Origin of the sequence: Stenotrophomonas sp. DDT-1 (genome assembly GCF_001580555.1) — a bacterium.
GTDB classification, from domain to species: Bacteria; Pseudomonadota; Gammaproteobacteria; order Xanthomonadales; family Xanthomonadaceae; genus Stenotrophomonas; species Stenotrophomonas sepilia.
The window spans coordinates 60,508-72,723 of record NZ_LEKR01000009.1 but is presented as its reverse complement, the minus strand read 5'-3'; the positions used below and the strand labels follow the sequence as shown (position 1 = coordinate 72,723).

Here is a 12,216-nt window from a genome sequence, read left to right as displayed (position 1 = left end):
CTCGTTGATCGGTAGTGCCGGCCAGCGGCCGGCACTACGGCATTTCGATCTTCGGCGGCTCGCCGTAGAACCGCCGCAGCTGCGCGGCCACTTCCGGCAACGCCTGCTGCAGCAGATCCGGTGCCGAGAAGTGGTACTCGCTGGCCACCGCGAAGAACTCCTCCGGCGCCTCGGCCGCATACGGATCGATCAGCGTCTCTTCGCCTGCGTCCACCTGCGCGCAGAAGGCGTCGTAGGCGCGCTGGAACGTGGCCGCCCACTCGCGCTGCCATTGCCGCGGCAGCGGCGGTGTGCCGTCCATTGCACCATCCAGCGCATCGAGCTTGTGCACCATCTCATGCACCGCCACGCAGTAGCCGTCGTGCGGCGCGGCCAGGTCGGCCTGCACATCGGCCCAGGACAGGATCAATGGACCACTGTCCCACGACTCGCCGATCAGCTCGTCATCCCACTCGTGCAACACGCCGGCCGCATCCATGTGGCTGCGGTGCACGCGGAACGCATCCGGGTAGACGATCAGCTGCGACCAGCCTTCCAGCCCCACTTCGCCGAATTCCAGCAGCGGCAGGCAGCACAGTGCGGCCAGCAGCACGCCATCGCCAGCCTGCAGTTGCAGTTCACCGACAGGGGTAATGGTCTTCTCATGCAGGAAGCGCGTGGCCAGCACGCGCAGTCGCGCGCGGCGTTCGTCGTCCAGGCCGCGCAACCAGGCCGCACGGCGGCAGGCGTCTTCCCAAAGCGCATCGTCGATCGGCCGCGGCGAGGGCCGCAGCCACTGCAGCAACGACTTGATCAGCGGAACATTCCCGGCAGGTAGCTGTGCCACTTCGGCGCACGGATGCGCTGCAGCACGTCGTCGTCGCTGCCGCCGCCCCCGGTGCTGGTGGCACTGCCGGCCGCAGGGCGTACCGGTGCCGGCTTGGTGGTCGCAGCCGAGGCGGTCGCGGTCGGCGCGCGCTGCGAGGCGGCATCACCGTTGGAGGACACGCAGGCGCCCCGGCTGTCGTCCAGCGCTGCCGTTGCAGACGCCGCGAAGGGCATCATCAGCAGGATCAGGCAATGGGCATAACGGCGCATTGACGACATCCACGTTAAGGGAGGGTGAGTTCCCGATTCTAGCCCGAACCCGGCGCCCCGTTGGAAGCCCCGGCGGAACCCAGCGTGGCAGGCGTCGCTGGCGGCTTTCCCGCATAATTCCTTCCTGACTTCGTGGAAGCTGCCGTGGACGATCGCCAATTGCTGGCCAAACTCGCTGCCGGTCGCCTGTCCGGCGACGCCCTGGCCCGAGAGCTGGGCCAGACCCGGGCGGCTGTTTGGAAGCGTATTCAAGGGCTTAGGGCCGCAGGTGTGGACATCGAGGGCCGTGCTGGCGAGGGCTATGGCCTGACCCGCCCGGTCGACCTGCTGGACCCGGTGGCGATCCGCGCCGGCCTGCCCGCCGATGCCCAGGCCCTGCTGCACGACCTGCAGGTGGCCTGGACGGTGGACTCCACCAACGCTGAATTGCTGCGGTGCAGCGCGCCCCAGCGCGGGGTCAGCGTGCTGCTGGCCGAACGCCAGACCGGTGGCCGCGGCCGTCGTGGCCGCACCTGGGCCTCGCCGTTGGCCGCGCATATCTACCTGTCGGTGATGCGCCTGTACTCCGGCGGCCTGGGCCGCCTGGCCGGGTTGAGCCTGGTGGCCGGCATCGCCGTGGCCGAAGCGCTGCACGATCTGGGCTACACCCAGGCGCAGTTGAAGTGGCCGAACGACCTGATCGTCGATGGCAAGCGCAAGCTGGTCGGCCTGCTTGCCGAGGGCGGTGGCGAATACGCCGGCCCGGCGCGCGCGGTGATCGGCATCGGCATCAACACCCACATGCCGCCGTCGTTCGGCGAGCAGATCACCCAGCCGTGGGTGGACCTGGACACGTTGGCCGGCAAGCCGGTGGACCGCAATGGGGTGGTTGCTGCCGTGCTGGCGCGTCTGCTGCCGGCGCTGGAAGAATTCGATCGCGAAGGCCTCGCTCCGTTCCTGCCGCGCTACGCTGCGTTCGACATGCTGGCCGGCCGCGAAGTGCGCGTGGAACTGGACGGGCAGTGGCAGCACGGTACTGCGCTTGGCTTGGCCGATGACGGTGCATTGCGCGTGCGCATCGATGGCCAGGAACGCCTGCTGCACGCCGGCGAAGTCAGCGTGAGGGCGGCATGAGCGATTGGTTGTTCGACCTCGGCAACTCGCGCTTCAAGTTCGCGCCGTTGCAGGGTGACCGTGCCGGTGACGTGCAGGCCTGGGCGCATGGCGCCGAAGGCATGGCCGGGCAGCCGCCGCACAGCCTGCCCAGCGGCCGCACCGCGTTCGTGGCCAGCGTGGCGGCACCGTCGCTGACCAGCGCGATGCTGGACCAGCTGCAGCGCCGCTTCGAGCATGTGCATGTAGTGCGCACCAGCGCCGAATGCGCCGGCGTGCGCATTGCCTATGCCAGGCCGGAAAAGTTCGGCGTCGACCGCTTCCTGGCCCTGCTGGCCGCGGCCAAGGCGCAGCGCCCGGTGCTGGTGGTCGGCGTGGGCACCGCACTGACGATTGATCTGCTCGATGCCGACGGCCAGCACCACGGTGGCCGCATCTCCGCATCGCCCACCACCATGCGCGAAGCACTGCACGCCCGTGCCGTGCAGCTGCCCGCGACCGGTGGCGGCTACAGCGAGTTCGCCAACGACACCGCCGACGCGCTGGCCTCCGGCTGCGATGGCGCTGCGGTGGCGCTGATTGAACGCAGCGCACAGCACGCGCACACGCTGCTGGGCGTGGCACCGTCGCTGCTGGTGCACGGTGGCGGCGCACCGGCGCTGATGCCGTTGCTGCCCGCTGCCGATTACCACCCCTCGCTGGTGCTGGATGGCATCGCCCGCTGGGCGGTGCACCAGCCCGCGCGCTAGTATCCGCGCATGCTGACCCGTGCCCTGATCGTCGTACTGGCCATTCTCAATCTCGGTGTCGCCTGCTGGTGGCTGCTGCGCGATGCGCCACAGAAGCCTGCGCCGCCACCGCAACCCGCTGGCGTGGCCGAGCTGCGCTGGGTGCCGGGTGGCGTGGATGCCAATGCCGCAGCCGAGGCCACCGCCGCCGCCCCGACCGCACCGCTGATGGAGCGCGAACCGGCGGCGAAGACCGCGGTGGCTGCGACGCCCGCGCCCGTTGCGCCGGCCAAGCCGGAGATCGCCAAGCCGCAGGTGGCTGGGGCTGCGCCGGTTGCTGCCGCTGCCAAGCCGGCACCACCGCCTGCACCCGTACCGGCCCCGGAAACGTCCGTAACCCCGCCCGCGGCCGCCGAGCCGCCGCGCTGCGTCGCGCTGGGCCCGTTCGCCGACCGCGCCGCCGCCAGCACCGCGCAGGGCAAGGCCGGCACGCTGCTCAGCCAGGTGCGCCTGCGCGAACAGCCCGCTGCCAGCGGCAGTGCCCGTTACCGGGTGATGCTGCCGGCCGCCGCCAACCGCGACGAAGCGCAGGCCACCGTGAAGCGCATCGTCGCCGCCGGCCTGAGCGACTACTACATCATCAGCCAAGGGGAGGAGGCCAACGCCGTGGCGCTGGGCCAGTACCGCAACCGCGAAGGCGCCGAGCGCCGCATGGCAGCGGTGCAGGCTGCCGGCTTCCAGCCGCGCCTGGTCGCCAGCGGCGACGCCGGCCAGTGGTGGCTGGAAGGGCAGCTGGCGGCAGGCACGCAACCGACCCAGGCCCAGCAGCGCAGCGGTGCAGCACAGAGCCGGTCGCTGGAATGCGCAAGGTTGCGCTAGAATCCCCGGACCGCGGCACTGCCGCGGGTGCAACACCCATGCCGCTTTAGCTCAGTTGGTAGAGCAACTGTCTTGTAAACAGTAGGTCATCCGTTCGATTCGGATAAGCGGCACCATCTTCGATCTCGTGGCATCCGCGCATGTCCATGGAGAACAATCAACCCGCTGCAATGGCGGGTTTTTTTGTGCGCTGCTGTTCTGGAAATAATGTGAGTCTGGAGGCATGTTCAACGCGACCTTGTAAGACCCCTTCTGAGTTGGCTGCAACGCTGGAGCATACGTTCGCCAGATTGCTCATTCATTTGAATGCGGCCATCTGCGAGAAGGGGATAGGTCTCGAGACGGACACGATAGGCTGCTTGCGAAGACAGCTGCACTGCAGCGTCGTCCGTGCCGATGGCGGCTCCAGGCAGCGAATCCTCTCGAACAACGCCATTTACCTGAAGCTGTGCGCAGAGTCCGGCGTAGTAGGCGATGCGTTCATCAAGCGCCTGAGGGTGCCTTGTGGCATGACCTAGCGCATGGAATGTCTCGTGTGCGACCAGATCGACTAGGTTCGCAACAGTCCGGCCGCGGTCGTCATGTATCGAAGCCGCAAGTGCCAATGTCTTCCCACCCGAAAACGATCCCAAAGTACGTGACTGTATCGTTGCGGCGGTATCCGCTGGCGCAAGGAGAATCCGGTATCTGTTCGCCTTTGCTTTTACCCATGATTCGGAGAATTTCGCTGCTGCATCAATGCGCATGCAGGTATCGGCAACGTCAACCGGTGATCCTGCAACCATCAAGAGCAGGATTTCGTGCTGGGTGTTGGTGCAGTGAAACGATTCCAGAGCGGGCAGGTCCTTGCGCCCTGGAACAATGGAGAGGGATCGGAAGTAACGGAATGGACCGAGAGGCGTGGACACCAGTTCGGTATAGCCATCCGGAGGGATGCCTTGTGGCAATCCAATTGTTGTGGCGCAGCCTGCCAGGATGGAGGCGGCGTATGCGGCGAGTACCACTCCTTTCATCGCTTCTCCCAAAGGTGCGGGTGCTCAAGGTGCACCCGCATCTCCTGTTGTTTACTACATCTCCATGCACAAGTGCGGCGACGGGTGGTTGACGCAATCCCGTCCTTCGAACTCCAGGTAGTAGCTCGCCTTGGTAATGCCTTCCTGTTTGGCTTGCCCAGCGATAACCTGCGGGCCATTTCCGTATGCCGAATGGAAGGGGAGCAGGTCGTAGCTCAAGGCATCGCCATTACCCACATTTGCGTATATCCAGGCATTCACCGCGTTAGGGTCCGCAACTCGGATCACGGTGCCTGTCCTGACCCATGAAAAGGTTTGGGATGCGCTGATTGCGCCGGTAGCGACGTTCTTTACCCGGAGTACCGCATTGCCCGTGGCAGGATACGGTATGGTTGATCCGGATGTATCCAGCTCAAACGTCGCGGCATCTGGAAGTACGCTGAGAGACGACAGCAGGGAGTTGTAAATGCTCCTCTTCCCACCACCGTCCCCTTCCCAGATAACTTCCATACCCGCCTTGCACTCTCCGCCACCTGCTTGTTTTCCACTGCACTCGCCATAAGCTCGAACACTCTTCAGGGTGCAACCTGTGAACAGAAGTGCGCTTCCCAATGCGATAGTGGAGGCGGCCAATATGCTCTTGGAATTCATTCTCATGCTAGATCTCTCCTTGGTCTAGAAGGATGCGTGGTCCACCGTGGTTTCGAAACCACGCGGAGCAGTTGAAATGAGATCGAAAGAGGTAGATGTGACTTCGGTCTTGGAATTGAGTATCCGTCGGTGTCGTCGAGTATCACTCTCGGAAATGAGGCGCGCGTGTGCGAGTGCAAGAAAACATTCCACAACGAAGTAGAATCCGGGCGTTTGTGCAGATGCTCTCGCCAGTTACCCCCCACCCACCTGCAACGCCACATACTCCGCCAGCCCCCGGCAGGCCAGCATCAGCCCTTCGCGTGTGCCGTCGCCGATATCGTCCCTTTCTTCCCCATCCACGCGCACGCGCTCGGCGGCGTGGTACAGCTCCAGCAGTGACACCAGGCCCACTGCGGCGCGGTCCCTGCGTGCAGCAGCCACGGCGTCGCCAGGTGTGTCTGCCGGTCCCTGCCACGGCTGTCCATCGGCGGCGTCACCGACCTGGATGCGCTGCAGGCAGCCGGGCAGGTTGATGGGCGCGGGCGCCTCGTTCGCGGCAGCGAAAGCAGCTTCCAACGGCTGGGCCAGTTCAGGTGGCAGGCGCAGAGCCGCCTCGCCGAGGGTGGCGGTCAGGTACGGGTGAGGGGTTCTGGACATGCGGGCATCCTCGTCAGGAACAGAGGTGCCGCCACGGTAAGGTGGCGGGCGATACGTGGTTTCCAATCCCGGGACTGAATTAGCCGGTGGGCACGAGGCCCCCACGCACCGCCCGCCGTCGATCGGCGAACGGATTGCCAGCCGGCGCCGCACCTGGAAAGGACGACGCCGGCTGGCAAGCGTATACAGCTTTCAGTCTTCGGGTTGGAAATCCCGGCCACCTCGCTGAAGGTGGCGATTCATCATGCGCACGTGAAATCACCGCCTGCCAGTCGTTTGTTTCGATGGCATCGGGAGATCTGAAAGGAAAAATGAATTATCGCGTTTGGCCCGTTTCGGGCATCGCAATGCCAGAAGCGACAGATTGCGCAGTGGCGCCATCAGCGAGAAATCTGCCCGAACCATCGCTGCCGCATGCCCTGAGCTGGCCCACGAAGTAAAGGTGACTTAACAGCCCGGGCAAGGCTCCACAGTTACCATAGCAAACACAAACGCCCGAATGCGCTGCCGGCTTTTTGATTCTCCTCACAGACCATTTGCAGACCCCCGACACATACTGGGGACACATGCCCTTCGGGACCCACCCATGCGTCGCCATGCCCTGCCGCTCACCGTCGCACTGTTGGTCACAACCTTCGCAGCCCCGGCCATGGCCGCCGTGCCGTTCTTCAACGCCAGCTGCCCGGGCGGCATCGATGTTCACGCAGACGATGGCGGGCCGGTCTACGTGCAGGGCCGCGAGACGGCGCTGAAGCGCTTCAACGACCGCTATTTCGAAGCACGCGATGCCAACAGCGGCATCACCCTGTCGATCAGCCGCAACGATGACGGCGCACCGCAGGTCAGCTACACCGGCCGTGGCGGCGCCAATGGCATCTGCCAAGTCAGCGCCAGCGGCACGCCTGCGCCCGCCGCAAACAGCGCACGCCCTCGCGACGCTGCCGCCGGAGATGCCGCAATACCGCGCGAAGTCACCTGCGAATCCACCGGCCAGCAGCAGGTGTCGTGCGATCTGAATACCCGTGGCAATGTGGAAATCGTGCGCCAGCTCAGCCGCACCCGCTGCGAGGAAGGCAAGAACTGGGGCCTGTCGCGGCACTCGGTGTGGGTCAATGGCGGCTGCCGCGCGGTGTTCCGCAATGTGTCTTCGGTGACCACCCCGGCGCCGGCAGGCGATACCGCGTTGGGCGCCTGCATCATGCGCAAGGGCGCTCAGGGCGCGCTGGTCACCCAGATGCCGGTGGGCAGCGATTACCAAGAACTGATCATCGATTATCCCGACGGCCGTTTCCTGTGCATGATGCGCAACAACGGTCAGGTGCAGAGCCTGACGCCGGTTCGCCGCCGCGGCGGTTGAGGCGCGGCGGCGGCGTGTCTAAGGGGGCAGCGCGGTGCGCGTTGCCCCCGTTCCGCTACTGCTGGTTCACCGGGTCATTTCCCTTCTTGTAGGTGTAGCCGGTGACGTCCCAGCCGCCGCCATGGCCGGAAGAGGGTTCCACCCAGGTGAATTCCCACGTCTGGATGGAACCGTCGGGAAGCAGGTTTTCCACCCGGTAGATCTCACCGGGAATGCCCTGGTCTGGCAGTTTTCCAGGTATCGATTCATCCGAGCGTGCAGACGCACGGCCTACGGAGACTGCCTGTCGTTCCACCTGTACGTTGCCGTAGCCCTGGGGAGCGAACGACGGCTTTACCCGCTGCGCCACCCAGTCGAGTACCTGGCGTGCGCCTGCCGTCTGCATGGGATACGCGTCGGTGGTCACCGTATGCGTGATGCGTTGCGAGGGTGTACTGGCAGCTGCGGGAAACAGTCCGCCCAGGGCAATTGCCAGTACCGCAAGTCCATTGAGTGCATGTTTCATGCGCGTGGTGCTCCATGATTGAAGAAGTGATGCGGCACCTTCAGGGTGCCGACGCAGCGTGGACATAACAACAGCCCTGCGTAAGGGGCGAAACCGACCGGGATGTGAGGTGGATCGCGGAAGGTCCAATTCCTGACGACCCAGCGCTGGAATGCCTGACCGGATACGGCTGGCAGGCCGCGGCGATCTGACCCATGCCCTGCTGCACCGCCGCGAGTGGTGTCACACAGCTCTGGCTAGACTGTGCTTCTTTTTCTGCACCGCAGGAGGCACCCATGGCCCATCCCATCTCCGTATCCCTGATTGGCGTTCCCACCGATGTGGGTGCGGGCCATCGCGGTGCACGGCTGGGGCCGGAGGCGCTGCGCGTGGCGGGCCTGCCGGAGGCGCTGGAGGCCCGCGGCGTGGACGTGCGCGACGTGGGCAACCTGGATGGCCCGCGCAACCCGTGGACCACGCCGGTGGAAGGCTACCGCCACCTGGATGAAGTGGTGGCGTGGAACCACGCGTTGATGGAAGCCAGCTACGCCGAACTGCGGGCCGGGCGCATGCCGATCATGCTCGGTGGCGACCATTGCCTGGGCATCGGTTCGATCACCGCCGTCGCGCGCTGGTGCCGCGAGCAGGGGAAGAATCTGCGCGTGCTGTGGCTGGACGCGCATTCGGACTTCAACACCAGCGATGTCACGCCGTCGGGCAACATCCACGGCATGCCGGTGGCCTGCCTGTGCGGCCTCGGCCCGGACGCACTGACCCGCCTGGGTGGCAGCGCACCGGCGATCACCCCGGCGCAGATGCACCAGATCGGCATCCGCTCGGTGGACCCGGAAGAGAAGCGCCTGATCAAGACCCACAAGGTGGATGTCTATGACATGCGCTACATCGACGAGAACGGCATGAAGCGTGCCGTGGAAGCGGCGCTGGCCGGCATTGATGAGAACACCCACCTGCATGTCAGCTTCGATGTCGACTTCCTCGACCCCAGCATCGCGCCGGGCGTCGGCACCACGGTGCCGGGTGGGGTGAACTATCGGGAGGCGCAGCTGGTGATGGAAATGATCGCCGATACCGGGCGCATGGGTTCGCTGGACATCGTCGAGCTCAACCCCTTGCTGGACAAGCAGAATGCCACCGCCGAACTGGCCGTGGACCTGGTGGAAAGCCTGTTCGGCAAGTCCACCCTGATGCGCGACTGACCGCCCCCCGCTGAACGGATCGCCGAACCGTTCACGCCCGCTCCACGCCCCTGCCGCCAGATTGCACTTCACGCGGCGGCAGTGGGCATTGGTGCCCTCCCGCCGAGCGAAAGAATCCCATCCGCGAATGAAGCGGTATAGCGGCGAACCCAAGGAGAAGCCCATGAAGCGCGTAGTTGCCCTGATGCTGTTGTCGATGTTCTCGGTGGCCCTGCTGGCCGGTTGCAACACCGTGGCCGGTGCCGGCAAGGACGTGCAGAAGGCCGGTGAAAAGGTTGAGGATGCCGCCAAGGGCCGTTGAGCCTGAAGTGGAACGGAAAGCCAAAAGGCCGGGGATATCCCCGGCCTTTTTTTATGCGCGTCTTCCACACCGTTGGCGTGCAGGGGTAGTGAACCATTCAAGCAGGTGAGCGTGCATTTCATTGCCGGTTGACCGGTACTCAACAGCGACTGCGCGAAGCTGGAGCCACGGTAAGAACGCCGTTGCAACCAAGGACTCCCAGCAATGAACAAAGACATCATTTCCGGCAAGTGGTCGCAGCTGAAGGGCAAGGCCCAGGCCAAGTGGGGCGATCTGACCAACGACGATTTCGATGTGGCCGAAGGCAATGCCGAATACCTGGCCGGCCGCCTGCAGGAACGTTATGGCTGGGCCAAGGACCGCGCGGAGAAGGAAGTGCGTGAGTTCCAGGACGCGGTGAGCAAGGACTACCCGGACTACAAGTAAGCGCTTCGGTTTCCCCCACAACACGACGCCCGCACCGTGAGGTAGCGGGCGTCGTGTTGTCTGCGCGGGACGATCAGCGGGCCGGCGGGTCCGGCACGTAGCGGTTGGGGAACGCCTGCGGTTCGCGCGGCAGGCGCGAGGGCGCATCGACCAGGATGCCGCGCGCACGCAGGTTGCGGGCGCTGTCGTAGCGCAGCTGCAGAACCTGCGCCGGGCTGCGGCTGGCCCGTTCGAAGTCGGTATCGCGCACCGAAGAGTGTTCACGTGCGCCGTGGCCGGTGCCCAGCGCTGGCGCCTGCGACTTGCTGGCATAGCCCTCGATGCGGCTGGCACTGGCGTCGGCGGCAGCCTCGGCTTGCGCGGTCGGTGCCGGCAGCGGCACGCCACGTCGCAGGATCGGCTGCGGGTACCAGCGACGCGCCTCCTCGAACACCGCCACCCCGACCACGCCGATGTTGTCCGGGCGGCCGGTGCGGCTGGCATAGCTGCCGCTGGGGCTGCTGAACACGAACTGCGCCACTTCGTCCTGGCTCTTGCGCCAGCCGGTGATGTCGGCGCGCTGGCCGGGGTTGAGCACGTAGCCGGTCTGCGAGGGATCGGCATCCTCGCCGGAGATGGCGTTGACGCCATCCACCGACAGCACCACCAGCACCCGGCGCGGGCTGTCGTTGTACAGGCGCACGGCGTAGCGGTGGCCGCGCTCGCCGGCCACCCAGCGCTGGCCCTCGGCGGAGTAGCTGCGCAGTTCGGTACCGCGGTCGCGGTCGACCAGGGCCATGCGTACGGGGCCGCCGTCGTACACCGGTGGCGGCATGGGCGCCGGGCGGAAGCCGGCCAGGGGCAGGATCAGCAGCAGGGGCAGCAGGCGTTTCATCGGGCGTCTCCAGCGGGGTTGGGTGAATGAACGCGCCGCGGGCCCTGACGGGGTTGGTGGCGTGCAAGGTAAACTGGCCCCGTTCATCGAAGGTTACCCCACGCAGTCATGACGACCCGAGTCCTTACCGGCATCACCCCCTCCGGCACGCCCCACCTGGGCAACTACGTTGGCGCCATCCGTCCGGCCATCGCGGCCAGCCGCGCGCCGGGGATCGAGAGCTTCTTCTTCCTGGCCGACCTGCACAGCCTGATCAAGTCGCAGGACCCGCAGCGCACCCAGCGCGCGACCCTGGAGATCGCGGCCAGCTGGCTGGCCTGTGGCCTGGACCCGGAACACGTGTGGTTCTACCGCCAGAGCGACATCCGCGAGACCACCGAGCTGATGTGGTTCCTGACCGCCATCGCCAGCAAGGGCATCCTCAACCGCGCGCACGCCTACAAGGCGGCGGTGGACAAGAACCGCGAGGAAGGCGTGGACGAGGACGCAGGCGTCAGCGCCGGCCTGTTCATGTACCCGGTGCTGATGGCGGCCGACATCCTGATCTTCAAGGCCAACCAGGTACCGGTGGGCCGTGACCAGATCCAGCACATCGAGATGGCGCGCGATTTCGCCCAGCGCTTCAACCACGTGTACGGCAAGGAGTATTTCCCGCTGCCGGACGTGGTGATCGACGAGCAGGTGGCGACGCTGGCGGGCCTGGATGGCCGCAAGATGAGCAAGAGCTACCACAACACCATCCCGCTGTTCGTGCCGCGCGAGGAGCTGAAGAAGCTGGTGTTCTCGATCCTGACTGACTCGCGCGCGCCGGGCGAGCCGAAGGACACGGAGGGCTCGGCGCTGTTCCAGATGTACCAGGCCTTCGCGACCCCGGAGCAGACCGCGGAATTCGCCAGGGCCTTTGCCGCCGGCATCAGCTGGGGCGACGCCAAGCAGCAGCTGTTCGAGCGCATCGACAGCGAGCTGTCGCCGCTGCGCGAGCGCTACAACGCGCTGATGGCCGAGCCGGAGAAGATCGAAGCGCTGCTCAAGCGCCGTGGCCAGCAGCTGCGCGAGCAGTTGGCGGCACCGCTGCTGGACGAGCTGCGCCATGCGGTGGGCCTGCGTGACCTGTCCAGTGCCGGTGACATCGCCAGCGAAGATGCCGGCGTGGCCCGCGTGGCGCCGCCGCAGTTCAAGCAGTACCGGGAAAAGGATGGCCGGTTCTACTTCAAGCTGACCGCTGGTGACGGCACGCTGCTGATCCAGAGCGAAGGCTTCGATTCGCCACGTGATGCGGGCCAGCTGATCGCGGTGATCAAGCAGGCAGAGCAGGGCGACCAGCTGCAGAGCGAGCTGTTCAAGCTGGACGCCGAGGTGGACGCGGTACTGGCCGCCCTGGCCGCGCTGCGCGAAGCGGCCTGATCGCCGGGCCTGCCCCTGCCCTTTGTAGAGTCGAGCCATGCTCGACTCGGCTCGGCTTCTGTAGAGCCGAGCCC

15 protein-coding genes and 1 tRNA gene are annotated in these 12,216 nt (G+C 65.9%); 9 read left to right on the top strand and 7 right to left on the bottom strand.

All coding sequences use genetic code 11. From position 1 onward, the window contains the following. Positions 1 to 34: 34 nt before the first annotated feature. Both AB839_RS06815 and AB839_RS06810 read right to left on the bottom strand, forming a co-directional pair. Positions 35 to 826: a M90 family metallopeptidase gene (locus AB839_RS06815; protein ID WP_197467673.1), complete on the bottom strand. Its 792-nt coding sequence runs from the start codon at positions 824 to 826 to the stop codon at positions 35 to 37. Further along, positions 793 to 1,077 (bottom strand): hypothetical protein, encoded by a 285-nt coding sequence (locus AB839_RS06810; RefSeq protein WP_049412595.1) that lies wholly within the window; start codon positions 1,075 to 1,077, stop codon positions 793 to 795. The genes AB839_RS06815 and AB839_RS06810 overlap by 34 nt, the downstream gene beginning before the upstream one ends. A gap of 144 nt (positions 1,078 to 1,221) precedes the next feature. Here AB839_RS06810 and birA point away from each other — a divergent pair, with 144 nt between their 5' ends. From birA to AB839_RS06790, 4 genes are all read left to right on the top strand, one after another. Continuing rightward, positions 1,222 to 2,190 (top strand): bifunctional biotin--[acetyl-CoA-carboxylase] ligase/biotin operon repressor BirA, encoded by a 969-nt coding sequence (gene birA, locus AB839_RS06805; protein WP_061478836.1) that lies wholly within the window; start codon positions 1,222 to 1,224, stop codon positions 2,188 to 2,190. Continuing rightward, complete coding sequence (locus AB839_RS06800) at positions 2,187 to 2,918, top strand: type III pantothenate kinase (protein WP_061478782.1); 732 nt, start codon at positions 2,187 to 2,189, stop codon at positions 2,916 to 2,918. Before birA ends, AB839_RS06800 begins: the two co-directional genes overlap by 4 nt. A gap of 9 nt (positions 2,919 to 2,927) precedes the next feature. Then, positions 2,928 to 3,776, top strand: coding sequence for an SPOR domain-containing protein (locus AB839_RS06795; protein WP_061478781.1), 849 nt, complete (start codon positions 2,928 to 2,930; stop codon positions 3,774 to 3,776). Positions 3,777 to 3,816: 40 nt separating this feature from the next. Continuing rightward, positions 3,817 to 3,892, top strand: a tRNA-Thr gene (locus tag AB839_RS06790). A gap of 111 nt (positions 3,893 to 4,003) precedes the next feature. Here the strand turns inward: AB839_RS06790 and AB839_RS21440 are convergent. The 3 genes from AB839_RS21440 to AB839_RS06775 form a co-directional block, all read right to left on the bottom strand. Next, the gene (locus tag AB839_RS21440) at positions 4,004 to 4,789 is read right to left on the bottom strand and encodes a hypothetical protein (RefSeq protein ID WP_154350071.1); all 786 of its coding nucleotides are present in this window, start codon (positions 4,787 to 4,789) and stop codon (positions 4,004 to 4,006) included. 54 nt (positions 4,790 to 4,843) lie between these two features. After that, positions 4,844 to 5,446, bottom strand: coding sequence for a hypothetical protein (locus AB839_RS06780; RefSeq protein ID WP_143048254.1), 603 nt, complete (start codon positions 5,444 to 5,446; stop codon positions 4,844 to 4,846). A gap of 228 nt (positions 5,447 to 5,674) precedes the next feature. Beyond that, the gene (locus AB839_RS06775; protein WP_061478778.1) at positions 5,675 to 6,079 is read right to left on the bottom strand and encodes a hypothetical protein; all 405 of its coding nucleotides are present in this window, start codon (positions 6,077 to 6,079) and stop codon (positions 5,675 to 5,677) included. A gap of 586 nt (positions 6,080 to 6,665) precedes the next feature. On the opposite strand from AB839_RS06775, the gene AB839_RS06770 reads away from it, so the two are divergent. Continuing rightward, on the top strand, positions 6,666 to 7,436 hold the full coding sequence (locus AB839_RS06770) for a DUF3011 domain-containing protein (RefSeq protein ID WP_061478777.1): 771 nt from the start codon (positions 6,666 to 6,668) through the stop codon (positions 7,434 to 7,436). A gap of 55 nt (positions 7,437 to 7,491) precedes the next feature. On the opposite strand, the gene AB839_RS06765 is transcribed toward AB839_RS06770, so the two are convergent. After that, complete coding sequence (locus AB839_RS06765) at positions 7,492 to 7,941, bottom strand: hypothetical protein (RefSeq protein WP_061478776.1); 450 nt, start codon at positions 7,939 to 7,941, stop codon at positions 7,492 to 7,494. 275 nt (positions 7,942 to 8,216) lie between these two features. On the opposite strand from AB839_RS06765, the gene rocF reads away from it, so the two are divergent. The 3 genes from rocF to AB839_RS06750 all read left to right on the top strand — a co-directional run bounded on the left by rocF (position 8,217) and on the right by AB839_RS06750 (position 9,864). Further along, complete coding sequence (gene rocF, locus AB839_RS06760) at positions 8,217 to 9,137, top strand: arginase (RefSeq protein WP_061478775.1); 921 nt, start codon at positions 8,217 to 8,219, stop codon at positions 9,135 to 9,137. A 163-nt stretch (positions 9,138 to 9,300) separates the two neighbouring features. Continuing rightward, positions 9,301 to 9,438, top strand: coding sequence for an entericidin A/B family lipoprotein (locus AB839_RS06755; RefSeq protein WP_005407710.1), 138 nt, complete (start codon positions 9,301 to 9,303; stop codon positions 9,436 to 9,438). 204 nt (positions 9,439 to 9,642) lie between these two features. Then, entirely contained in the window at positions 9,643 to 9,864 is a 222-nt protein-coding gene (locus tag AB839_RS06750) for a CsbD family protein (protein ID WP_004153772.1), read from the top strand. Positions 9,865 to 9,937: 73 nt separating this feature from the next. On the opposite strand, the gene AB839_RS06745 is transcribed toward AB839_RS06750, so the two are convergent. Further along, complete coding sequence (locus AB839_RS06745; protein ID WP_061478774.1) at positions 9,938 to 10,738, bottom strand: hypothetical protein; 801 nt, start codon at positions 10,736 to 10,738, stop codon at positions 9,938 to 9,940. A gap of 108 nt (positions 10,739 to 10,846) precedes the next feature. Between AB839_RS06745 and AB839_RS06740 the strand changes: the two genes are divergently transcribed. Continuing rightward, a complete protein-coding gene (locus tag AB839_RS06740) occupies positions 10,847 to 12,142 on the top strand; it encodes a tryptophan--tRNA ligase (protein WP_005420592.1) in 1,296 nt (431 codons plus the stop codon). Positions 12,143 to 12,216 lie beyond the last annotated feature (74 nt).

Excerpts from the sequence above, each read along its gene's own strand:
- AB839_RS06810 (WP_049412595.1), bottom strand. The coding sequence starts at position 1,077 with ATGCGCCGTTATGCCCATTGCCTGATCCTGCTGATGATGCCCTTCGCG.
- AB839_RS06800 (WP_061478782.1), top strand. The coding sequence starts at position 2,187 with ATGAGCGATTGGTTGTTCGACCTCGGCAACTCGCGCTTCAAGTTCGCG.
- AB839_RS06795 (WP_061478781.1), top strand. The coding sequence starts at position 2,928 with ATGCTGACCCGTGCCCTGATCGTCGTACTGGCCATTCTCAATCTCGGT.
- AB839_RS21440 (WP_154350071.1), bottom strand. The coding sequence starts at position 4,789 with ATGAAAGGAGTGGTACTCGCCGCATACGCCGCCTCCATCCTGGCAGGC.
- AB839_RS06780 (WP_143048254.1), bottom strand. The coding sequence starts at position 5,446 with ATGAGAATGAATTCCAAGAGCATATTGGCCGCCTCCACTATCGCATTG.
- AB839_RS06775 (WP_061478778.1), bottom strand. The coding sequence starts at position 6,079 with ATGTCCAGAACCCCTCACCCGTACCTGACCGCCACCCTCGGCGAGGCG.
- AB839_RS06770 (WP_061478777.1), top strand. The coding sequence starts at position 6,666 with ATGCGTCGCCATGCCCTGCCGCTCACCGTCGCACTGTTGGTCACAACC.
- AB839_RS06765 (WP_061478776.1), bottom strand. The coding sequence starts at position 7,941 with ATGAAACATGCACTCAATGGACTTGCGGTACTGGCAATTGCCCTGGGC.
- rocF (WP_061478775.1), top strand. The coding sequence starts at position 8,217 with ATGGCCCATCCCATCTCCGTATCCCTGATTGGCGTTCCCACCGATGTG.
- AB839_RS06755 (WP_005407710.1), top strand. The coding sequence starts at position 9,301 with ATGAAGCGCGTAGTTGCCCTGATGCTGTTGTCGATGTTCTCGGTGGCC.
- AB839_RS06750 (WP_004153772.1), top strand. The coding sequence starts at position 9,643 with ATGAACAAAGACATCATTTCCGGCAAGTGGTCGCAGCTGAAGGGCAAG.
- AB839_RS06745 (WP_061478774.1), bottom strand. The coding sequence starts at position 10,738 with ATGAAACGCCTGCTGCCCCTGCTGCTGATCCTGCCCCTGGCCGGCTTC.
- AB839_RS06740 (WP_005420592.1), top strand. The coding sequence starts at position 10,847 with ATGACGACCCGAGTCCTTACCGGCATCACCCCCTCCGGCACGCCCCAC.